This is a genomic window from Neobittarella massiliensis (ex Bilen et al. 2018), assembly GCF_900289145.1.
GTDB classification, from domain to species: Bacteria; Bacillota; Clostridia; order Oscillospirales; family Ruminococcaceae; genus Neobittarella; species Neobittarella massiliensis.
Map to the genome: position 1 here is coordinate 1 of NZ_OKQO01000013.1, position 22,656 is coordinate 22,656.

A 22,656-nucleotide genomic window follows, 5' to 3' on the forward strand; every position below is an offset into this window, starting at 1 on the left:
GGGCCGTCTTCTTCTGCAGTTTCCACACGCCGGAGAGACTGTCGGTGAGGGTGAGGTCGGTGCTGGCGGCGGCAAGACCGGGGGCGGTCTTATCGATCTTGATCTCGTCTTCTTTTTTTACCGATACAGCGTTTTCTTTGGAGCTCTCGGCCTGCAGGTACACCGGCTTGCCGGAGAGCTCGTCGGTGTACTGCTGGACCTTGTTCATCTCATCCAGCAGCACCTTGTCGCCGGCATTTTGCCTGTCGGTGATGCCGAACCGGTCGAAGTCGCCGGGGCAGAACTCGATCTTCACGTCCCCGTTGTTCCAGCCGTTTTCGTTGGCTGGGGTGCGGATGTAGTGGTAGTCTTTGCCCGGCTCCAGCTGTTCCTCTTCCGGGGCGGCAGGGTCGTAGGGAATGAGCGGCTGCTCGGGTACCAGTTCGGTGCCAGAGTACTGGCGGGAACCGAAGAAGTCGTCGCTCATGACCTGACCGACGGTGACAGCTTTATTTTGGGGGTTGTTGATCTTTACCCTATAGGTGATGGTATTGCCGGCGGCGGTACAGCCGAACGGTATACCGTCGGCAGCTACATCGATATCTTCGGTGAGGGGCTTGCCGTCTACCACGATCTGCTGGCCCTCGGCCGCGGTGAGGATATCCAGCCCGGCGGTGGGGTATTTTTTGTATTTGTCGTCGCTCTGGGGGACGATGGTGAGATGGTCGTACACTACTTCCTGCCCGGCATCGGGGTGGGTGTTTTTGACGATGGCCTGCACGGTGACTATATCGCCGTCTTTCAGCTGCTTTTTCTGCTCGTCGCTCATTTCGCTGCCGTCGGTGCCAAGCAGCTTGGTACTGACGAATTGCGGCGCATAGTGGGTGTAGCGGGCAGATTTAAAGGCCAGGTCTACTGTTGAATCGGTGGGCAGAGTGCTCGTTTTATTCCAGATAATTGAACCGCTTATGCTCAACCACGCCTTATCCGTATTGGCGATACTGGCCTTCCGCTCAACAGTAATATGGCGGTTATCCAACCCCCAGGTGAGCTTTTTCGTATCATGATCATAAGCCAGCATTATATTTTGTTTCGCTTGCATCTCGGATGCGGTGAGGCCATCGTCGTTTGTATAGCTATCAAATTTGTTTACCCCGTTAACACTGTGAAAATTCCATGAGGATACTGTTTTTTGGTCGCGGTTGCCATCAAGCCCTACCACAAAATACTGGTTAATTTGTTGGTCAGTAGCTGTGACCGGTGGTTTTTCCGGTGTCAAATTCATCGTCGTTATTAAGTAGGTAAGGCTGGGGTGCAGTTTCATCTCGGTCTCGGCCACGATCTCCCAGCTGGCGTTCATAGAGAGGAGGTTTTTACTCGACACGCCTGAACCGGTATAATATCTTGTCTCGGGCTTTTGTGGGTGATCCCAATAAGACTTTACATCAGCCGCGTGCCAGCTGTTGCCGTCAGATAAAAGACCCAGCACACCTGCTGTGTCCTCTTCTGGGTGGCTGTAGTCAAATATCTCTTGCAGGTCAAAGCTTCCCACGAATTCGCTGCTGGAATCGTCTTCGGCTGCGGCCGCTGAAACGGCTGGCAGCCCCGGCGGCAGGCTGCCCACACACAGGGCCACCGCCAGCAGGCCGGCCAGCAGTCGGCCCTTGTTTAATTTTATCGACATGATCGTTCCCTCCTGTTTTTCCACACACAGATATGACACGCTATATTTCTATAATGTCGGGGCGCGGGGAAAAGGGACAACTTTTTTGTAAAATATGGGATACCAGTGTTTTTTGTCGAATCTGCAGGCCGGCAATGTTATAATAGCAGCATATCTGCCATCGGTATGCCGTTTGTGCCGGCGATATATTTCGTTAAGACAGTGGGGGAAGATCGTATGCAATTGACCCATCAGCAATTGGGCGAGCTGCTGGTGCGCGCCAGACGGGGCGACCGGGCCGCCTTTGACGCGCTGTATGCCGCCACCGCCCCCATGCAGGCCGGACAGATACGGCGCTATTTGGGCGACGACAAGGCCACCGATGATATTTTGCAGGGCGTGTACCTGGTGTTATGGCAAAATATTGGGCGGCTGTCGCAGCCGCGGGGGCTGGTGGCCTACCTAAACCGCATCACCTATAACCTGTGCATGAACTACCGCCGCCGACAGGCACGGGAGACCGAGCGCGTGCAGGGGGCAGGAGAGCTGGAGGACATTGCCGACCGCCGCGACCCGGTGGCCGCCTATGACGACCGCGAGGCGGTGCGCACCGCTTTGGGCTGGCTGAGCGAAAACGAGCTGGAGGCGGTGACCCTGCGCTACTTTGAGCAGCTGAAGATCGCCCAGGTGGCAGACAGGATGCACCTTTCGGAGCGGACGGTAAAACGGCTGTTGCGCGCGGCGCTGGACAAGATGCGGCAGGGGCTGCACTTTGTATTCCTCCCCCTCCCTCTGCCCCTGTTGCATTGGGGCGCGGCGCGCCCGGCCGGAGATAAGGGGCGGGCCGCGCGCCGGCTGCTGCCGGCGGGGATAGCGGCGATACTCTGCTGCTTTGGGGCGGCGGCCACGCTGCGGCCGATCGACATACAGGCCACCGTGCAGGACAGCCAGCCGGCGCGGCAGAAAACCGTACAAATACAGCTGCGCGGGCTGACCGGCAACAACCGGGTACAGATGTACGGGCCAAGTGGGAAAGCCGTGGCTTTGACCGAGCGGCGCCGCGGTGCAGTATACACCGCCACCGTGACCGAGGAGGGTGAATACACGGTGCGGGCCCGGTCGCCGGGTGGCACCCAGAGCCAAACGGCGGTGTATGTGCAGGGGGTGGACCGCCGGGGGCCACAGCTGCTGCACTTTATGCAAGACGGCAGCACGCTGACTTTACAGCTGGCGGATGACAGCGACCTGCAGGCGGTGACCTGTGTGGGCAGCGACGGCGGTATATACCCGGGCAAACTGGACCGGGCGGCCAAGAGGGCTGTGTTTTCTATACCGCCGGGCGACTACACGGTGCAGGCGACCGACGTTTTGGGCAACGGATCGACCGGCACGGTGCACATGGACCTGGCCTAAATAAAAAAGAGGGCTGCCCCGCTCTGGCCGGGCGGCCCTCTTTTTATCTGCTGCTGGGTTATGCAGCGGTCATCGATCCTCTTGTTCTGGCGGCGGGGGCGCGACTTTGATGAGCACCTTGAGGATGCGCTGGTCGTCTACCTGGGTGACCTCGACCTCCAGATTCTCGAAGGTGAAGCGCTCGCCTTTTTGGGGGATGTGCTCGAACTCCTCCAGCACCCAACCGCTGACGCTGGTGGCGTCGAAATCGTAGCCGTCGGTGTCAAAGCCCAGCTTCTCGAGCATGTCGTAGACATTTAAGTCGCCGCTGACCTCGTACAGGTCCTCTCCCACCGGGATGATGGAGTAGGTGATCTCCTCGTGTTCGTCCCAGATATCGCCCACCAGCTCTTCGAGCAGGTCTTCGAGGGTGACGATGCCCAGGGTGCCGCCGTACTGGTCGGTGACCACGGCCATGTGCAACTTCTCGCGCTGCAGCTCGCGCAGCAGCTGCGAGATATTTTTGGTGGGGGGCACATACAGCGCCTTTTGCAGGATATCGGCCACCTTAAAATTCTGGCCTTTACACAGGCGCATGACGAACTCCTGCTGGTTGAGGATGCCGATGATGTTGTCTATGTTTTTTTCGTACACCGGGATGCGGGAGTACCGCTCGGCAAAAAACAGGTCGCGTATCTCGTCGATATCGTCGCCCACCTCGACCCCAACCACGTCGACGCGGGGGGTGAGCACCTCGTTGACGGTGATCTCGTCGAACTCCAGCGCGGAGCGCACCAGCTCGCTCTCCTGGCTCTCGAGCACGCCTTCCTGGCCGATCTCCTCGACGATGACTTTGAGCTCGTCTTCGGTGACCGAGGGCTGGGCGGTGACTTCGCCCATTGAGCCCTGCAGCTTTTTAGAGACCACATTTTTGAGCTTGCTGAACATCCACACAAAGGGGGCAAACACCTTCATGAGCACCCGCAGCGTGCCGGCAGAGAACATGGCAAAGCTCTCGGAGTACTCGTTGGCTACCGACTTGGGCAGCACCTCGCCGAAAATGAGCACCACGATGGTCATGACCAGGGTGGACACACCCGCGCCGCTGGCGCCCAGCAGGGCGGTGAACAGCACGGTGCCGATAGAGGCGGAGGCGATGTTGACGATGTTGTTGCCGATGAGGATGGTGGAGATCGCCTTGTCGAACTGCTCGGCCACGTCGAGCGCGCGCGACGCCTTTTTTGAGCCGCCTTTAGCCAGCTTTTTGAGCCGGATGCGGTTGACGGTGGACAGCGCGGTCTCGGACGCCGAGAAAAATGCCGACAGTGCAACTAAAACGACGATGAGCATGATAAACAGGCCTATACTGCCATCTTCCAATGTAGGTAACACTCCTTTTTTATGATGACGGTTGGTGGCGGGCGTGCAAATAGCCCTTACTTGAGATTTGTTCGTATCATTTCTACTATAGCAAAAACCCGCTTATGCTGCAAGAGAAACTACAGGATAGACCGCGTCCAAAAAATATTGGAAAACGGTCGGGCGGCCGGGCGGCGAGAAACGGCCGGGCAGGTTGTGTTTGGCGGCGTTTCATCGTATACTGGGACTGTATGTTTTTTACATCTGCAAAGAGAGGTCTCTATCTATGAACAGAAAAAGAGTCTCGCACATCTTTTACCGGGCGCTGCCGGGCGTGGTGGTGGTGTGCACCGGTGTTTTGCTGTTTGTGCTGTGCATCAACTTTAAGGGCATCGCCCAGTCGATACAGCAGTTCAGCGGTATTTTGACGCCATTTTTTGCCGCCTTTGCCATCGCCTACGTGCTGAGCACCCCGCTCAATTACCTGGAGCGCAAATGGCTCAAGGGCATACGCAGCCCCCGGCTGCGGCGGCTGGTGGCGGCGCTGCTGGTGTACACGATGGCCCTGCTGATCGTGGCCGCATTTATTGCGGTGGTGCTGCCCCAGGTGGTGCTGAGCGTGCGCACGCTGCTGGAGTACATACCCGGCTGGTACAAACAGCTGGAGTCGCTGGTGCGCACCACGCTGGCCGAGCACTCGTTTGACCCGGCCAAGGTCACCGACCTGTTCGCCTCGTGGGAGGTGTACCTGGTACAGGCGCTGGATATCGCCAAGCAGACGCTGCCCAAGCTGCTGGACTTTTCGCTCTCGATCGGGTCGTTCGTGCTCAACATTTTGGTGGCGCTGGTGGCCAGCATCTACCTGCTGTTTAATAAGGAGCGCTTTTGCTCGCAGGCCAAGCGGCTGCTGTACGCCACGGTGCGCCGCAGTACTGCCGACAAGACCATATCGGTGGTGGACCTGAGCCACCGCACCTTTGGCGGCTTTTTATCGGGCAAGCTGATCGACTCGCTGATCATCGGCATCATCTGTTTTGTGGGCTGCAGCCTGATGAAGATGCCGTTTGCCCTGCTGGTGAGCGTGGTCATTGGGGTGACCAACATCATCCCCTTTTTTGGGCCGATCATCGGCGCGGTACCGGCGGCGTTCATCATCCTCATCGCCGAGCCCATCAAGGCACTGTGGTTCGTGCTGTTCGTCATCGCGCTGCAGCAGTTCGACGGCAACTTTTTGGGGCCCAAGATCCTGGGGCAATCCACCGGTCTCTCGGCTTTTTGGGTGATGTTCTCCATCCTTATCGCCGGGCACTTTTTGGGGGTGCTGGGCATGGTCGTGGGGGTGCCCATGTTCTCGGTCATCTATGTGCTCACCAAATCGCTGGTGGAGGAGCGGCTTAAAAAGCGCGGCATGCCCACCGACGCCGAGACCTACAAAGCGGCAGGGCCGGTGGCCCCGGTAGAGGAGGACGTACCCGTCAGGCCGCCGGTGGCCGAGACGTTTGAGCGCTGAGCGGTCGCGGATCGAGACCGGGATGTGGAATTATGTACCGGCCCTGCCGCTTGCCGGTACGCCGGGGCTTTGTTTGGGGCCTTGATCGAGGCTTTTACAAAAAAGAGCACGGCGAAACGCCGTGCTCTTTTTTGCTCTCTATTGCCGCGGGTAGGGCGGCGATGGGCGGCACCTGTTCACTGCCTTGTGAGCAGTACCGCCAGCGTTGGGCTGCTCTGCCGATACGGGGCGCCGGATACGTCGCCGTAGCAGGCACACACCGCAAACCCGGCGGCCTGCACTTCGGCGGCGAGACTCTCGCGGGTAAAGTAGGTATCCCACAGGTAAAAGCGGCGGATCTCGGTTTCGGTGATGACGGCCGTTTGGCGCAGGGTGAGATCGTCGGCAAAGTAGCCGGCACTGTTTACTTCCAGGTGTGCAGCGGGGCTCCAAAATCCACCGGCGGGGTGGTCTTCCCAGCTGCGGCCGCAGGTAAAGTCGCTGTACTGCCGCATGGAGAATACATCCAGCAGCAGTTTTCCACCGGGTCTTAGTGCGCGGTGAATCTTTTGCAGTACGGTTTTTCTATCCTCGCCCGACAGAGCACCGTAGTCGCAGTAGATGAGTGTAGCCAGATCAAAAGCGGCACGGGACGACAGCTGGAGGTAGTTTTGACAGACATAGCGAATATCCAGCCGCTGTTTTTGGGCCGCAGCAGTCGCATAGTTTATGGAGCGGGATGAAAAATCGACACCTGTGACCCGGTATCCCGCCCGGCAGAACCGCTCGGCGTACAGGCCGGGGCCGCAGCCGACATCCAACAGCGACCGGTACTCCTGTGGGGGCAATATTTCTTTGATCCACGCCACCGAGCGGTCGATAAACCGATGGGGACGGCTGGCGCCATCAAATGCAGGGTCGAGATGGGCGGCCAGCATCTGGCTGGATATGTGCGCGTCGGTCCAGATGCTGACATCGCTGGGGGCGTAGGCGGTGGCCGGGGGCTGCAGGCAGGCGGCTAGTTGATGATACATCGCAGTTTTTCCTCTCTAGATAAAAAGGGGTATGAAGATCGTTTTTTGACAATGTGTACCGTTTCGCTCTTTTAAAAAGCGGCCATATTTTACAGGCATGCAGAAGTGTTTTTGCAGTGTGACTTGAAGGGACGAGCATATGCCAGACCTGATGAAAAACAAATACTATCATGTTGATGCGCTCCACGAATTGGCTCTGCGCATAAAGGCCGTATATCCCACATTCGAAGCGGCTGCTTTTATTGCCGACATCATAGATGACACTTGGGACGCACGAAAGCTAAAAGAGCGCATGCGGCGTGTCACCATTTACCTGGGCAGGTATCTACCGGCAGATTATGGCCGGGCGCTCGCTATTATAGATCAGGTCATCGTGCGTTATCCCATCGGGTTTCACCAAAATGCCTGTGCATGTTTTCCTGATTATGTTGAGGTATATGGGCAGGATGTGTGTAACTGGGACCTGTCGATGGCGGCTTTAGAGCGGTATACCCCTTACGCTACTGCCGAATTTGCTGTAAGGCCGTTTATCATACATCACGAAGAACGCATGATGCGGCAGATGTCCATCTGGGCCAGTCATGAAGATGCATTTGTGCGGCGGCTGGCCAGCGAGGGCTGCCGCCCACAACTGCCCTGGGGCCAGGCGCTGCCCAGCTTTAAAAAAGATCCGTCGCCAGTGCTCGGCATCCTGGAACAGCTGAAGACCGATCCATCGGTCCATGTCCGCAAAAGCGTGGCCAACAATCTCAATGATATATCTAAAACACATCCCGACCTGGTCGTAACGATCGCCAGAGAGTGGTACGGAAAGCACCCATATACCGATTGGATCGTAAAACGCGGGTGCCGATCTCTCCTTAAAAAAGGTGATCGGGGCGCGCTGGATATCTTTGGCCTTTCTGCTGTCGACTGTGTAGACATTATCGACTTTTCACTGGGGGCATCGGCCGTCTCGATCGGAGAGAGCCTGCCTTTTTCCGTTTGTATAGAGGCCAAAAGAACAGCTCGGTTACGGCTGGAATACAGCATCGATTATGTAAAGTCGGGCGGCAAAAAGAGCCGCAAAATATTTTTTATATCCGAGATATCCCTAAAGGCGGGACAGAGAAAGCGCTACGACAAAACGCATTCTTTCGCCGATCTAAGCACGAGAAACCACTATCCAGGAACGCATTCTATTGCGCTCATCATCGGCGGCACCCAGCAGGATGTACTGCATTTTGAGGTATTGGCAGCAAAATAGCCTGATCGGCAGGCAGATACGATGTACCGCCGATATTCGGGCCCGCTTTTACCCGATAAAAAGAAAACAGCCACAGATACCTCTCTGCAGCTGCTCGAGACGATGGACAAAATGATAGCAGCAGTAGATCAAGAGGTAAGGCACAAAAACAGAACTGCCAACGCAGTCTGTTTTACCTGTGCTACTGATCTTTGCCGCTCTTTTCCGGCCGGCACCGCTGATCGCTCGGTGCCGGGCACGCCGGATACACATCACCTGTTTCTCCCGTATTTTATAGGGTCTAATCGAAACATTTTGGGAAGGCCACCGGTAAAGATCGGGGGCACGGTGCGGACCCTGTACCGCACCGGTGCTCCCCGACAGCGCTGCGGACCCGGCCGCTCGAGGAACGGTGCCGCCCGAAAGCTCTACACGTCCATGAGGTTGAGGCCGATAGATGCGTCGTGGCGGCGGCCGATCGTCCCGTCCAGACGGCGGAGAAATATCTCGGCGGTGGCACTGATGGTGGCCTCGTTCAGGTGGCCGCCAAATACGCGGCCGGTGTCGTCGGCAAAGGTGGCGTGGATGTGCAGGTAGACCTTGCCATTCATCTGCGAGATATTGCCGATGAGCGAGGTGATCTCCATATCCCGGTCCAGTTCGGTGGGGAAATACTTCTTCTCCCCCACCCGGTAAAGCCCGACCACCGCGTGGTCAGCGGCACCCAGGCCGCTGATGGTACCGGCGGTGATATGCTCTTTTTCGCAGACCGCGGTGATAGAAGTGATGATCTCCTCGCCGATCTGCAGCCGCAGAGCGATGGTATCGCCCAGCACTTGATAAGTCATTTGATCTCCCCCTTATTTTACTTTTAGTAATATTTTTTTGAATTACGCCTTATTGTATCTTGTCTTTTATATCTCGAACCGCAGGACCGTGCCCACGCCGATATGCTGGCTGTGGGGGCAGTGATCGGCAAAGGCGGCCAGACCCAACTCACCGGTACAGTGGCAGACCCCCACAGTCTCGATACCGGAGCGGTTAAAGTACTCGATGGTCTTGGCAGCTCGCTCCTCGTCGGCGGCAATGAGATGGGTGCCGCCCACAAAGGCCTTGACCGGCTTGCCAAAACGGCGGGCAGCAGTTTGACAGATGTTGACCGGCCCGCTGTGACTGCACCCGCTGAGCACCACCAGGCCATCTGCCCCCTCGATGACCAGAGCCATCTCTTCGCGGAAGTCGTCGAGGCAGTACTCGCCGCCGCGGGATTGCAGCTGGCAGCTGTCCAGCGGCTCGAAGGGACAGGTGCGGTCGAAGGCGGATATGAGGTAGGTGTGCCCCTCCTCCCACACCGGGTGTGTCTGGTGGGAGATCATGGCGCAGGCAATGTGGTGGCGGGTGATATACTCCTGTCCGAATGCATTGCCCACATACAGGTAGCTGTGCTCCTGATCCCAGTATTTGGGGGTAAAAAAGTAGCGGTGCACCAGCAGTTTATAATCGTAGCCCATGCCGGCAAAGGCCAAAAAACCACGGGTGTGGTCGTAGTGGGCGTGGGAGAGCGCCACGTACTCGACCGCCGAGAGGTCGAGCCCCAGCTGCGCCGCATTTTGCAAAAAGCGGCCGCTGTCACCGGTATCGAACAGCAGCTTATGCTGCCGGCCATTCTCGGTCACGGTGACCAGGCAGCTAAAGCCGTTTTCGCAGACCAGGCCTTCCTCTTCCCGGCCGGGGGCGGGCTGGTTATCCATGAGGATATGCAGGGTGACTTGGATAGACATGGGAGCTCCTCTCTTTACCGGGCCAGCCGGCGGGCGACGACGATATCGCGGCGGATGGCCTGCGAGACCGGGTGTTCAAAGCTGTCGTACAGCTGGCCGGTGCAGGGTTCGAAACCGCTCTCGGCAAACAGCTGCCGCATCTGGTCGCGGCCGAGCAAAAAGCTGTTCCAGGACAGGGCGATGGCCCCGCCGGGCCTGAGCAGCTGGCGCCAGCCGGGCAGGCAGGTCCTGAGCAGTTGGGTGGGATTGCGGGTCTTGCCGCCGTTCTGCGGGCCGGACACGTTGCCGTGGGCCACGCCGTAGGGCAGATCGCCCACGATGAGGTGGAACTGGCCCTTTTTGTAAATCTGCGGGGCAACGGTGCTGTCGCCGGCGGCAAATATGCACTGCCGGCCGCCCTGTTTTTGCTGCTGCTTATCAGCGGCATAGGTAAACTGGTGCAGCGTGGCGGTAAAGCTGGCGCCTTTGGCGTCTTTTCCACCGCGGCGCTCTTTTTTATAGGTGTGTTTAAAGCGCTCGGTCTGCAGGTATTTTTTTAAGTAGGCCACCGACTCCTGCACCGATTTCGAGGTGATCTCGATGCCGCAGCAGTCCATGCCCTGACGCATCCCCTCGAACAGCGTGGTCCCTTTACCGGCAATAGGATCGAGCAGCCAGAGGTCGGGGGCGTCGGCGTAATCGCTGGAGAGGCGGGCCACATTTATGAGCATACGGGTAAAGAGTTCGTTTGTCTTGCCGGTGTATTTTAAGATGGTGCTGATCCCCTCGTCGAACACCGGCTGCCAGCTGGGCTGTATGGGGCGCAGCAAGCCGTCCGGCGCCCCTGAAAACAGGGCGTAAATATCGGATAGCCGCCACAGTGCATCCAGCGCCGGTGGGGGCAGCGGCTCATCGGCTATAAAGCTGTCGCACACGCCGCCGGCCAGCTGGATGCGCGCAAAGTCGCGGCAAGGCACCGCAAAACGGCTGCAGAGCAGCTGGAGTTCGGCCAGGGCCATCTGCTGGGAATTTTTGAGGTAGACCCGGTTGTGACCGGGGTTGACCAGAATATAGTAGGTGACGGGCGGCACGGCTCGCTCCCCCTCTTTTACACAGATTTGGCGCGCCGCACAGCGCGCGGCGTCCACCGCCATTATAACACATTCGGCCCCGGGCGCACAGGGGCTGCTGCACAATGACCCGCTGTTTATACGGGTGACGACCACGGCGCACATATTTTAGCAGAGGATAAGCCATCTCTGCGTTGCGCTGCGGCGACTAAGCGCTACCGTAAAGGTGCAGGTGCATGGAGGTGATCTTTATGGGTATATCGGTAGCCGCACACGCCAGCTGCGGCCGCAGCAGAGCCTGATCCCGGCAGCGCTGGGGGGCTTGTTGCACATTGCCCGACAGACCGTCTTCAGCTGGCAGCGCGGCAACGGCCGACCGGACCTGAAGGTGATCGGCCGTATCACCACTGCACTGCAAGTCGGCGCCGGCGACCCGTTGGCCTAAGCGGAGCGCGATACCTCTGCGCCAAGGCGGCCGCGGCGCATAAAGAGCGCAGCCATGCCGGGTACCGCGGTGGCACTGGGGCACTGGGGCACTGCGGTGCTTTTTGGCAGGGCGGCCCGGTGACGGCACTTTTCCGGCAGCACCGGCCGCTGTTGGGCCGGATATACGGCTCGGCACCGCCGGTGGCGATATACACTGCCGGCTGCAGCCGGGACAGGTGTGCCCAGGGCTGTGGGTACCGGGCACCGCTTACGGCTATCTGCTGCCGCGGCCGCTATGTTACACGGTACTGGGGGCACCGCTTACTTGGGCGTTTTTTTGCCCAGGACGCAGCAGGGCCCGGCACGGGATACGTGCCGGGCCTTGCTCTATGGTGGCCGCAGCGGCGGCTACCTATATGCAGTTAGATGCTGAGATCGGGAACGGTGGGGTCTACTGTGTTATACACCTCAACGAGTTTGTTCCAGGTGTTGCGGCCGACGATGCCGTCAGCCGGCAGGCCGAAGGCCTCTTGGAACAGCTGCACCGAGTACTTGGTGGAGTTGCCGAAGGTGCCGTCGACCGACTCTCTCTGCACGATGGGATAGCGGGTGGCGACGACGCTGAGGTAGTGCTGGATATCGCGTACCGGGTTGCCGGTGCTGCCGAGGGAGTAGCTGCGGCCGGGGTAGGGTTTGGCCACCGGCTTTACGGGGTTGACGCAGAGCTCCTGACAGAAGGCCTTCCAGGTGGCCCAGCCGACTTTGCCGTCTACGCCCAGGCCCTTGATCTGCTGGAAGATACGCACCGAGTTTTGAGTGGCCGAGCCGTACTGGCCGTCGACGGTTACCGCCGGGATCTGTGCATAGCGGGTCTTGATGGCATTGAGATAGTACTGTACATCGGCCACGTTAGAACCGGAGGAGCCGACGGTGAGTACGTACCCGGGATAGGATTTGCATACGCAACTAGACATGATTGTTCACCTCATAAAAAATTGTGACGAAGATAGGATATGTCTTGTGTACAGGGCCGGCAGCACAGGCGTACCGCGCTACCGGCGGGTTGGCGGCGCTTTTTATTCTCTTTACACCGCTGGTCGCGGGAACCGGCCCCTCGTTTTGCACCGGCACTCAGGGACTTTTACTCGGGGCAGACCATTCTGCTCACCCGCGTTTTGGTGAGGTCCGCGCCACCGCCAAGGCGGTGCGAAGGGCTGTGCCCTGAGAGTGGTCCTCACGCTTTTTGCGCCGCTTTTGGGTGGGATGGATTTTCAGTCCCGATGATGCTCTTAGCTGGCTTTGCGCAAAAAGTTAGATGGTATTATACACCCGGCACATACTGTTCCAAGTTGCCTGGCCGACGATACCGTCGACGGTGAGGCCGAAGTTCTGCTGGAACAGCCGCACCGACTGGGTGGTGGCGGGGCCAAAGATGCCGTCGACGGTGACCCGCGGGATCTGTGGGTAGCCCAGCGAGATGATGTTGAGCATCGACTGGATGTTGCGCACCGCATTTCCGGTAGAGCCCTGGCGATAGGTCCCGCCCGGGTAGGCCGGGCAGGGAGGTTTCACCGGCAGGCCGCAGAACTGCTCACAGATAGAGGCCCAGGTAGCCGGGCCGACGATACCGTCTTGGGTGAGCCCGAACAGCCGCTGGAATACCATGACCGCCTCTTGGGTGCCGGTGCCGAAGATGCCGTCGACCGTGAGCCGCGGGATGAGGATATTGACGGTGCCGATGGCGTTGAGGTAGAACTGCACGTCGCTGACGTTGGTGCCGCGGCTGCCCAGCCGCAGCGGGGTGCCGGGGTAAGTCTTACAGGGACAGTTGACGTCGGGCACCTCGGGCGATACTTCTTTGTAGACCTGGATGAGCTTGTTCCAGGTCTCCTGGCCGACGATACCGTCGGTAGGCAGGCCGAAGTACTGCTGGAAGGCCTTGACGCTGGTGGTGGTGCCGGGGCCAAAAATGCCGTCGACGGCCAGGTCGGGGATCTCGTCGTAGAACTGAGCTACCGACTTGAGCACGTACTGGACCACCTTGACCCCGTCGCCGGTATCCCCCTCCCGCAGGACGGAGGACGGCGGGCTGTCGGGCACGTCGATATCTTCGCCTTCACTGCCCAGCTCGGCCAGCTTTTTGACCGCCACATAGATGTAGGAGATCTTGTACCAGGTGCCTTTGCCGACGATGCCGTCCTGCGTCATGTTGAACGCCTTTTGGAAAGCGCGGACGGCGGCCTCGGTGCCCGAACCGAACTGCCCATCGACCGGGTTGATGACCGGGATAGAGGGGTAGTTGCGGCGGATGCGGTTGAGCTGGTTTTGAATGACGGTGACATCGTAGCCGGAACTGCCCAGCCGCAGCGGCGTGCCGGGGTAGGACTGCTGGATATCCTGGATGCGGTCGCTCTCGTAGAGATAGACCTCGTTTCCGTAGTAGCGGCGCAGGATCTGCAGCGGCGTGAGGCCCTGGTTGGCCAGCGTGACCGTGCCCCACTGTTTGAGACCGGGACAGTTGGTCACCTGGCGGCCGTCACAGTACTCGGCATAAAACGGCTCCTCGCGGCCGGTCTTGCGGATAAAGACGTTGAAGATCTCGTCCACGATGCGGCTGATGTTCTCGAAGATGTTGCGGTTTTTGACGAAGTACTGGTCGTACTGGGTGGAGTTGGTGATCTGGAAATTGTAGCCGCGGCTGGGGTACCACTCGGTATACACCCGGTTGAGGGCCAGCGAGATCTGGCAGTAGATGTTGGCCCGCAAGGCATTTTCGGGCCAGGTGGGATAGATCTCGCTGGAGGCCACATTTTTGATATAGTCGCGGAAGCTGACAGTCACGTTTTCAGCTGAGGCGTTAGTGGGACGGCCCAGGTGGACGGTGATGTTGGTGGGGATGATGGGCTGCACCAGGATACGGCTCTCCGGCGGGGCCGTAGAGTAGCAGGGACAGGGCAGCGCCTGTTGGTTGGGTGGGATATTATAATACTGGGCGGGCGCCGCGTGGCTGCCCGTGTCGTCGGGGATCATCTGCACTTCCTGTAGGGCGGTGCGCTGATCGAATATCTGTAGGTTTTTGATGGTGAAAGGCAGGTACCTGTCGGCCTCGATCACCACGTCGTAGGTCTCGTACGCTGCGCCCCGATAGCTCTCGTCGAGAGAGAGGGCCATATCCGGCGCAGTGAGCGATATGGGTTGGGTGTTGCCGTCGGCATCGGTCACCAGCTCCCGGTCAAAGACGATCTCGCCGTTTTCCTCACGGGTAACGGTGACCCGTACACTCTGTACCGGCAGGGCGTTCTGTGCTGTCTTGATGCTAAAAATCAGTTGTCCTGTGCCCAAAACAATTCCTCCTGTTCGGTTTGCATTTCGCCACAGCGGCTGCCCGCCTGCCGCCAGGGTCATCACATTCTATGCCCGCCGGGCAGAGAGGGTTCACCGTTTTGACAAGGGCCATAGGCACATGGTATGATAGCTGCGATGTGGCCGCCCCCAAGGTGCGGCCCGCTTTGCCCACAAAGGAGGGACCGACTATGCTGCGGGTAGACAAGACAGCAGTGATGAATATGGAAAATGCCCTGCGGGGCGCGCGCAATCCGCTCAACAGCTGGGCGCGGTCGGACAGCGCTTACGGCGACGACGGCCAATACCTACTGGGGGAAAATGACCTGTCGCTGGCTATGCGGCTGGCCCGGGCCGGCTCGGATCACCGCAAATTTATGCGGCAGATCTTCGTGTCGGTAGACATTACCGCCCCGCTGTACTGGTGGAAAGAATTTGATACCTACAAGGTAGGCACGGTGGCCAACTCCACCTCTACCATGCACAAGATACACGCTAAGCCCTTTTCGGCCGACGATTTTAGCTGCGACCGGATGAATGACGCCGCCCGCGCCTGTTTAGACGGGGTGATCGCCTGCCTGGAGCAGCTGCGCCAGCAGTACTTGCAGACCAAGGATAAAGAGATCTGGTACTCGATGATCCAGCTGCTGCCCACCAGCTATGAGCAGATGCGCACCGTGACCATGAATTACGAAAATCTGGTGAGCATGTACTACGCGCGCAAGGACCACAAGCTGGCCGAGTGGCATGTGTTTTGCGACTGGATCGGCTCCCTGCCCTACGCCAGAGAGCTGATCACCGATATCCGCAATGAAAAATAGAGAACTCATCCATCACGTATCACGTACAAAGAGAACTGCCGGCTTCTTTGCCGGCAGTTCTCTTTGTATTTTTTGATGGACGATCAGGTGCGGCGGGCGCGAGCAAACGCCCGCCCGATAAGCCTGGTGAGCTCGGCCAGCAGCAGCACCGAGCCCGCCAGCGCTACAATTTTTACCCACATGTACAGCGGCAGCGGGACTGTGCCGAAAAAGGAGCCGCCAAACTGGGTGATGATCACCTGCAGCAAAAAGGTGCCGGCAAACGCCCCCAGCATGAGCCGGTTGGCGCCCAGGTTTTTAAAGATGCTGTCGCTGCCCAGCTCGCGGCTGTTAAAGGCGTTGAGCAGCTGAAAGACCACGAAAAGAGTAAACAGTATCGTTGGCTGTTGGCGCGGCGTGCCGCCCAAAAAGCCTGTCCAGTGCTGGGCCATGAACACCGCCGAGATGAAGATGCCGTTTACCGCGATACGCGCCAGCATGCCGCCGGAGACGATACTGGCGCTGCGGCTGGTGGGCCGACGACGCATCAGATCGCCGCGCATCGGCTCGAGCCCCAGTGTCAGGGCCGGCGGGCCGTCCATGATGATATTGATCCACAGCAGTTGCAGGGCAGTAAACGGGGCGGCGAACCCCGACAGGATGGAGCAGAGCACCACGATGACCGAGGAGAGGTTGACGGTGAGCTGAAACTGAATGAAGCGCTGAAAATTTTCGTAGATGCCGCGGCCCCACTGCACCGCCTTGACGATGGTGGAAAAGCTGTCGTCGAGCAGCACGATGTCGCTGGCCTCTTTTGAGACCTCGGTGCCGGAGATGCCCATAGCTACCCCCACGTCGGCATTTTTGATAGCCGGCGCGTCGTTGATACCGTCGCCGGTGACAGCCACCACATCGCCCTGCGCCTTGAGGGCGTCGACCACCCGCATTTTGACCACCGGCGTGCTGCGGGCGATGACCCGGATGCGGGGCAGCTCTCGGGCAAGCTGCGCATCGGTCATGTTTTCGATCTGACGGGCCTCGACGGCGACGTGATCACCGTCTAAAAGGCCCAGCTCGTCGGCGATGGCCCGGGCGGTGACGATGTTGTCGCCGGTGAGCATCTTCAGCTCGATGCCGGCGCTGCGGCAGCGCTCCACCGCCGCATACACATCCCGCCGCAGCGGGTCGGTGATGGCGACGAAGCCGTCAAATATCATCCCCTGCTCGATCTCGCCGCGCTCGGCGTCAAAGTCGGGACGGCTCTGCAGCTCCTTATGGGCAAAGCCCAGCACGCGGCAGGCCTTTGCCTGAAAACGGGCTATCTGGGCCTGCGCCTCCTGCCGCTCGCTGTCGTCTATGGCGCACATCGAGAGGATCTTCTCTGGGCTTCCCTTACTGTAGGCCAGGTACCTCTCCGCCGCCGCCAGCACGGTGGTCATGTTTTTGCGCTCGGAGGTAAAGGGGTAGACATGTACCGGGCTGCCGCTGTTGCGCAGGTCACAGTAGCGGCAGCCGGCTTTTTGTGCCGCCACCAGCAGCGCACATTCGGTGGGGTTGCCGATAAACTGGGCGCGGCCGTCCTCGACACGGATATCGGCGGTGGAATTGACACAGAAGTTTTCCAGCAGGTATGTATCGTGCAGGTCCTGGGGCCTTACCAGCCGGCGGTGCGCGTACACGTCGGTGACGGTCATACGGTTTTCGGTGAGGGTACCGGTCTTATCTGAGCAGATGACACTTATGCAGCCCACCGTCTCACAGGCGATCATTTTTTTGACCAGCGCGTTTTGCCGGGACATTTTGATGACGTTGATGGCCAGCGACACCGCCACGATGGTGGGCAGGCCCTCGGGGACCGCGGCGACGATGAGCACGATGCTGGTGATAAATGCCTCGGACACGGTATCCAGCGTGGCGGTGCCCTGAGAGAGAAAGATGAGCAGCTGGATGATGAACACCACCGCCGCTGCCACCGAACCCATGACGGTGATGCGCTTACCCAGCGCCGCCATCTTCTCCTGCAGCGGGGTGCTGCTCTTGTCGACCGACGCCAGCTGCCGGGCGATCTGGCCGAATTCAGTGGCATCCCCCACCCCGGTGACCACCAGTTTGCCGCTGCCGCCGGTGATAAAACAGCCGGAATAGAGCATGTTGCCGCGCTCGGCGACCGGGGTGTTTTCGTCAGTGATAACAGTCTGGGCGCTCTTTTTGACCGGGGCGCTCTCGCCGGTGAGCGGCGACTCGTCGGCCATGAGAGCGACACTCTCGAGCAGGCGGCCGTCGGCGGGCAGCTTGTCCCCGGTCTCGACCAGCAGGATATCGCCCACCACGATGTCTTTTTGCGGGCAGAGCAGCACCTCGCCGCCGCGCAGCACCCGCACCCGGGTATCTGCCCCGATGCGGCCCAGCGCCTCGAACGCCTTGGCGCTGCGCCCCTCCATCACCACGGTGATGACGGTGGACAGAGAGATGGCGGCAAAAATGCCGATACACTCTAAAAAGTCGGCCTGGCCGCCGGTAAAATACCGCACCAGATTGACCCCCAGCGTGATACAGGCGGCTAAGATGAGCATGACGATCATCGGCTCGGTGGCGGCGGCGAAGATGCGGCGAGCCAGCGTGGGCGGTTTTTCGCGGGTAAAGCTGTTGGCGCCGTGACGGCGGCGGTTCTCCTCCACCGCGGCGGAAGTGAGACCGGTAGATGGATCGACCTGCAAGCGGGCCAGCAGATCGGCAGTAGTGGCGGTATGAGCGGTCATAAAAGTTTCCTCCCATAAAACTTTTACAATAGAAAAGACCCAGGTACAGCCGCAGTGACTGTACCTGGGTCTTGACGCTAAACTAAAAAAGACGCATGTACTACCGGTAACGGCCATACATGAGTCTCGTACATTAAGGCAAGCCAGACCGGACAGACCGGTCAGTATGTTGACTTGCCACGCAAATCGCGCCTACTACTCCCCCATGGGTGTTTTCTGTTTTCAATTGTTTTGTCATCATACCAGTATTTCTCAGCTGTGTCAACACCAAACTTTCAGTTTTACCGGTTTTTGGGACGGTCTAGATCGCTTGCAGGCCACTAAATTCGCGCAGGGTGGCCTCCAGCGCCTGCTGCCACAGGCTGTCGTCGAAAATGAGGTCTTGCCGGCCGGCGATGAGCTGGGCAAAGTGGCGGGCCAGACCGGGATTTTTGACCAGCAGTGGGCCCAGCTGCCAGGTGGCCAGCAGATTATTGCAGATGGCCCCCTCGGTGCGAAAGCCGGCGGCAGAGTCTGCCTGCGGGTCGCAGTCGAGCGGGCGGCTGGTGTAGAGCAGCTGGCAAAAACGGCGGTCAGCACTGGCGGCAGACCACTGCTGTGCGGCGGTGCGGTTTACAAAGCCGTAGGTGCGCAGATCGAGGCCGGTAAAGCGCTCGATAGCGGTGACATCGCTGACGAATACCTCGCCGCTGTCAGCGGTAGTGTAGGCAAACAGGCCCAGCCCCTCCTCGGGCGGGCGGCCGGCGGCAAACTGCGCGCTTTGGCCCAGCGCCATGACGGCGCCCCCGCAAAACAGCATGGGCACCCCGCGCTGCACCGCCTGCATGAACTGCGGCCGGTACTGCCGCAGGTGCTGTGTAGCCGCCTGCAGATTGCGGGCTTTGCCCGGACCCATGTACACGAAGTCGCAGCTGTCAAAGTCGAGCGCGTCGCCCAGGCTCTGGCAGCGCAGTACGCAGTTTATCTGGTTTTGTGCAAAGATATACTGCAGAGCCATCATGTTGCCGCGGTCGCCGTACAGATCGAGCAGGTCGTCGTACAGCCAGAGCAGGGTGACTTCTCTTTTATCGCTCACGGGCAGATCACCTCCAGTATCGAGTGGGCATCGTAAATCTCGGTGAGGATAAACAGGTCGCCGGTGGTATCGGCCACCACCGGGGCCAGCTGGCGCACCTCGGGCTGGATGCGCACCTGATCGGGACGAAGGCCGGCCACCTGCAGCCGCACGGCCAGATCGAGAGCTCGCGGCCCGGTGCAGACCACCTGCTCCACCTGGCCCACCAGCCGCTCAAAGCTGATATCGTACAGCCAGGTCGTGTCTTTATGGCCGGTGTGGTTGATGTTGTTGACCAGAATAATGGCCGTTTTGCCGCCGGGACAGTCGCGCTCGAGCAGGTAGGAGATAGACTGGTCGAACGAGACGGGGTTTTGGTTTTTTGACAGGATCATAGTGGCCTGCCGGTCGCCTACGGCAAAGGTCTCCAGTCGCTCTTTGCTCACCGTAAAGGTGGAGGCGGCAGCGACGGCGCGATCGAGCGGCAGCCCGACACTGCAGCACAGGGCAATCGCCCCGGTGATATTGAGCACGTGAAACAAACTGGGGTAGCTGGTGTGTACCCGCTGGCCACCTACCGCAAAGTCGCCGGTGGCGGGGTCAAAGTCTGTGGCCAGATACTGGGGCTTGGGGCTCTGGTAACCGCAGCTGGGGCACCGGTACTGGCCGATGTGGTTATAGTGGTAGTAGCTGTACTGCATGCGGCCCAGACAGCGGGGACAGACCCGGGCGTCGTGGGTGAGGTTGGGGCTCTCATCGGTCGACAGGGGGGTCTTGGCCAGCCCGTAGTACACGCGGCTGTTGTGGGGGGCCAGATCGCCGCTGATGGGATCGCAGCTGTTGAGCACCAGCTGCACATCGGGGCCGATGGCCTGATGCAGTTTATCTACGATCACATCGACATTGCCGTTGCGGGTGAGCTGGTCGCGAAACAGGTTGGTGACCAGCGGGTAGTCGGGGGAAAACCAACGAAAGATCAGCCGGGAGTAGCGCTCGTCCACCTCGAGCACGATAAAATCTTGTCGGGCGCGGCCGTGCAGATCGCTGGCGCACAGCAGCGTGGTGGCGACGCCGCCGGTGAGGTTGGAGCCCTTGGCGTTGCCGGCCACCGAGTAGCCATTTTGGGTGAGGATATGAGCCACCAGATTGGCGGTGGTGGTCTTGCCGTTAGAGCCGGTGACGGCCAGCACCTTGCCGTTAAACCGGATGCGGGCCATCAGGTCGGGGCAGATCTTCAGGGCGACCTGCCCGGGCAGGTTGGTGGCTTTGCCCAGCAGCCCGCCCAGTTTGGCCAGCAGTTTGCCCACCAGTAGAGCCAGTGTAAATCTCATGTGTTTAGATCCCTCTTTTTTTGCCGGGCACGCGGCCCGGCCACACTTCCTTGCGTTTACCGTACCGTATATTTTTACAGCCCAATGTGATGGGTGTTTGACGGCGAGTCATCTTTGGTAACTGCACTATTTTTTTGCAGTATACCAGCTGCCGCGTGTAAAAACATGCACAAAATGGGGAGGGTAATCGCTTTAGGCGGGGCGGCGATCAAAAAAGCCGGGCCCGCGACAGCTGTCGCGGGCCCGGCAGGGCACAGTGTGGACGGATATGACACGGGTGGGGGTATTTTTAACTCGAGGGAGGGGCGGCGGGGAACAGAAAGACATTTTGGCGTTTTAGCGGGCGGGCATCACAAAGCCAGCCAGAGCGGTGTTGAGAAAATCGTGAAAGGGTCGCATTTTTAAATAGATCTCGACAGCATCGTCGAGAAACGACCCGCTCTGCAGCTGGCTGTCGGTGAGCTGGCACTCGATATACCAGCTCTTATTTTTGAGGTATGCGGCCTGAGGATGGCCGGGGTCGTAGCCGCGGGGCACGTTTTTGAGAGCGGTGCCGCCGACGGTAAAGTGCCGCCGAAAATCGGGGTCGGCAATGATCTGCTGCCAGTCGTCGCCGTGGGCGGCGATGTGGTCGCGCACCATAGAAGTGGCGCCTTTTAGCATGTCGGCAAACAGGCCGCCGCCGAGAAAAGAGCGGCCGCCCGGGCGGAGGTAGAGAAAGTACCCCACCGGGATGGGCTGTTTGCCGGACGGGCCGATATGGGCGCGAAAGGCGGGATTATAGGGGGATTTATCGCGGCTAAAACGGGTGTCGCGCATGAGCTTAAAGGTGAGCGCTTTGGCCGGCATAAGGGGGATCGCGCTGTCGGCGCGATGCAGGCGGCACACCAGCTTTGCCACCAGCTGCTCGAAACACTGCTTGGCCTGCATGTACTGCGGGCGGTGCTGCAAAAACCAGTCGCGGCAGTTATTTTGTTCGAGTTGGGCGAGAAAGTCGAGCATCTGCTGCATGTTCACGCATCTCCCCCCTGCCCGTTTACAGCGGTGCGAAAGCTCTTGCTGCGCACCAGCTGGTGCACCCAGTCAGACACCTGCTGCGGCGAGCGGTAATGGGGCAGGTCGGCAAAGACCTGGGAGAGAGCGTCGAGCTCTTCCATGGCGCCGGTGTGGACGGTTGCTTGTGGGCTGGCCGGATGCAGGGCACAAAAACCCGGGTCCTGCGGGTCGATGCGGTGGCTGGCGACAGCGTAATCGACCCGGTCGGCACAGCGGCAGGGCCCGCCGCCCAGGCCGCAGTAGGCGCCCAGAAAGGCGGCCATTTTTTTGCGGGTGCGGGAGAGATTTTGCCGGTAGGCCTGGGGGGTGGTGCCGAGTATTTGGGCGGCGGTGCGGCTGTCGAGGCCGAACATGGTGCCCAGTATGTACACCGCGCGGCTGGGTGCATCGAGACACTGCAGCATGACGCAGGTACAGGAGAGCTTGAGCTCGCGCGCCAGCAGCGCCCGGTCGACGCCGCCGCTGAGGTCGGGCAGGCCGTGCGCGCGGTCGGACAGGATATCGGCGCCGTACTCCTCAAAGCTCAGGGGATGGTCTTTAAACATGCCTTTTTGGCAGCTTGTCAGGTGGTTGACGGCGATGCGGTACACCCAGGTGGACAGCGCGCTGTCGCCGCGGAAAGAGGACAGGTGGGTCATGACCTTGATGAGGATCTCCTGCGCGGCATCCTCGGCGTCGGGGATGGTGCCCAGCATGCGCAGCGAGAGGTTAAAGACCATATCCTGTACGCTGTGCAGCACCTGTTCCAGCGCCTGTTCGTCGCCGGCGACGGCGGCGGCGAGCAGCTGTTTTTCGTGTGTTGTAGACATCATTATTTATACACCTCCTTTTTATTAGACTGGGCGGCAGCACATTTGTGACAGAATAGAAATTGTTAATTTTTTGTAAATACGGCCACTTTTTTCGCTATTTACAGC

The 22,656-nt window shown here is 59.5% G+C and carries 17 protein-coding genes; 4 read left to right on the forward strand and 13 right to left on the reverse strand.

The window, feature by feature from the left end; translation table 11 throughout:
* The coding region (locus C6Y32_RS14340) for a hypothetical protein (protein WP_129589465.1) at positions 1-1,663 on the reverse strand (1,663 nt) is incomplete at its 3' end.
* 216 nt (positions 1,664-1,879) lie between these two features.
* Between C6Y32_RS14340 and C6Y32_RS14345 the strand changes: the two genes are divergently transcribed.
* On the forward strand, positions 1,880-3,055 hold the full coding sequence (locus C6Y32_RS14345) for an RNA polymerase sigma factor (protein WP_164998305.1): 1,176 nt from the start codon (positions 1,880-1,882) through the stop codon (positions 3,053-3,055).
* A 69-nt stretch (positions 3,056-3,124) separates the two neighbouring features.
* On the opposite strand, the gene C6Y32_RS14350 is transcribed toward C6Y32_RS14345, so the two are convergent.
* Entirely contained in the window at positions 3,125-4,414 is a 1,290-nt protein-coding gene (locus C6Y32_RS14350) for an HlyC/CorC family transporter (protein WP_243206577.1), read from the reverse strand.
* A gap of 265 nt (positions 4,415-4,679) precedes the next feature.
* Between C6Y32_RS14350 and C6Y32_RS14355 the strand changes: the two genes are divergently transcribed.
* Positions 4,680-5,903: an AI-2E family transporter gene (locus C6Y32_RS14355; RefSeq protein ID WP_105205965.1), complete on the forward strand. Its 1,224-nt coding sequence runs from the start codon at positions 4,680-4,682 to the stop codon at positions 5,901-5,903.
* A gap of 176 nt (positions 5,904-6,079) precedes the next feature.
* Here the strand turns inward: C6Y32_RS14355 and C6Y32_RS14360 are convergent, their stop codons facing one another.
* The gene (locus C6Y32_RS14360) at positions 6,080-6,916 is read right to left on the reverse strand and encodes a class I SAM-dependent methyltransferase (RefSeq protein WP_105205966.1); all 837 of its coding nucleotides are present in this window, start codon (positions 6,914-6,916) and stop codon (positions 6,080-6,082) included.
* Positions 6,917-7,055: 139 nt separating this feature from the next.
* Between C6Y32_RS14360 and C6Y32_RS14365 the strand changes: the two genes are divergently transcribed.
* Positions 7,056-8,162, forward strand: coding sequence for a DNA alkylation repair protein (locus C6Y32_RS14365; RefSeq protein ID WP_105205967.1), 1,107 nt, complete (start codon positions 7,056-7,058; stop codon positions 8,160-8,162).
* Positions 8,163-8,569: 407 nt separating this feature from the next.
* Here the strand turns inward: C6Y32_RS14365 and C6Y32_RS14370 are convergent, their stop codons facing one another.
* From C6Y32_RS14370 to C6Y32_RS14395, 5 genes are all read right to left on the reverse strand, one after another.
* Positions 8,570-8,989, reverse strand: a complete 420-nt coding sequence (locus tag C6Y32_RS14370; RefSeq protein ID WP_105205968.1) for a PPC domain-containing DNA-binding protein — start codon at positions 8,987-8,989, stop codon at positions 8,570-8,572.
* 66 nt (positions 8,990-9,055) lie between these two features.
* On the reverse strand, positions 9,056-9,922 hold the full coding sequence (locus C6Y32_RS14375; RefSeq protein WP_105205969.1) for an MBL fold metallo-hydrolase: 867 nt from the start codon (positions 9,920-9,922) through the stop codon (positions 9,056-9,058).
* A gap of 14 nt (positions 9,923-9,936) precedes the next feature.
* Complete coding sequence (locus C6Y32_RS14380; protein WP_105205970.1) at positions 9,937-10,992, reverse strand: TRM11 family SAM-dependent methyltransferase; 1,056 nt, start codon at positions 10,990-10,992, stop codon at positions 9,937-9,939.
* An 827-nt stretch (positions 10,993-11,819) separates the two neighbouring features.
* Positions 11,820-12,371, reverse strand: coding sequence for a peptidoglycan-binding domain-containing protein (locus tag C6Y32_RS14390; protein ID WP_105205972.1), 552 nt, complete (start codon positions 12,369-12,371; stop codon positions 11,820-11,822).
* A 337-nt stretch (positions 12,372-12,708) separates the two neighbouring features.
* Positions 12,709-14,739 (reverse strand): peptidoglycan-binding domain-containing protein, encoded by a 2,031-nt coding sequence (locus tag C6Y32_RS14395; RefSeq protein ID WP_243562797.1) that lies wholly within the window; start codon positions 14,737-14,739, stop codon positions 12,709-12,711.
* Between the two features lie 191 nt (positions 14,740-14,930).
* Here C6Y32_RS14395 and C6Y32_RS14400 point away from each other — a divergent pair, with 191 nt between their 5' ends.
* On the forward strand, positions 14,931-15,560 hold the full coding sequence (locus C6Y32_RS14400) for a hypothetical protein (RefSeq protein ID WP_105205974.1): 630 nt from the start codon (positions 14,931-14,933) through the stop codon (positions 15,558-15,560).
* Positions 15,561-15,643: 83 nt separating this feature from the next.
* Here C6Y32_RS14400 and C6Y32_RS14405 read toward each other — a convergent pair whose 3' ends face one another.
* The 5 genes from C6Y32_RS14405 to C6Y32_RS14425 form a co-directional block, all read right to left on the reverse strand.
* Complete coding sequence (locus tag C6Y32_RS14405; protein WP_105205975.1) at positions 15,644-18,298, reverse strand: calcium-translocating P-type ATPase, PMCA-type; 2,655 nt, start codon at positions 18,296-18,298, stop codon at positions 15,644-15,646.
* Between the two features lie 301 nt (positions 18,299-18,599).
* Positions 18,600-19,373 carry a hypothetical protein gene (locus tag C6Y32_RS14410; RefSeq protein ID WP_105205976.1) on the reverse strand — a complete coding sequence of 258 codons (774 nt, stop codon included), beginning with the start codon at positions 19,371-19,373 and terminating at the stop codon, positions 18,600-18,602.
* Entirely contained in the window at positions 19,370-20,683 is a 1,314-nt protein-coding gene (locus C6Y32_RS14415) for a MurT ligase domain-containing protein (protein ID WP_105205977.1), read from the reverse strand. Before C6Y32_RS14415 ends, C6Y32_RS14410 begins: the two co-directional genes overlap by 4 nt.
* Positions 20,684-21,019: 336 nt before the next feature.
* A complete protein-coding gene (locus tag C6Y32_RS14420; RefSeq protein ID WP_306418984.1) occupies positions 21,020-21,694 on the reverse strand; it encodes a DUF2461 domain-containing protein in 675 nt (224 codons plus the stop codon).
* 2 nt (positions 21,695-21,696) lie between these two features.
* Positions 21,697-22,551: an RNA polymerase sigma factor gene (locus C6Y32_RS14425; RefSeq protein ID WP_105205979.1), complete on the reverse strand. Its 855-nt coding sequence runs from the start codon at positions 22,549-22,551 to the stop codon at positions 21,697-21,699.
* Between the last annotated feature and the right edge of the window lie 105 nt (positions 22,552-22,656).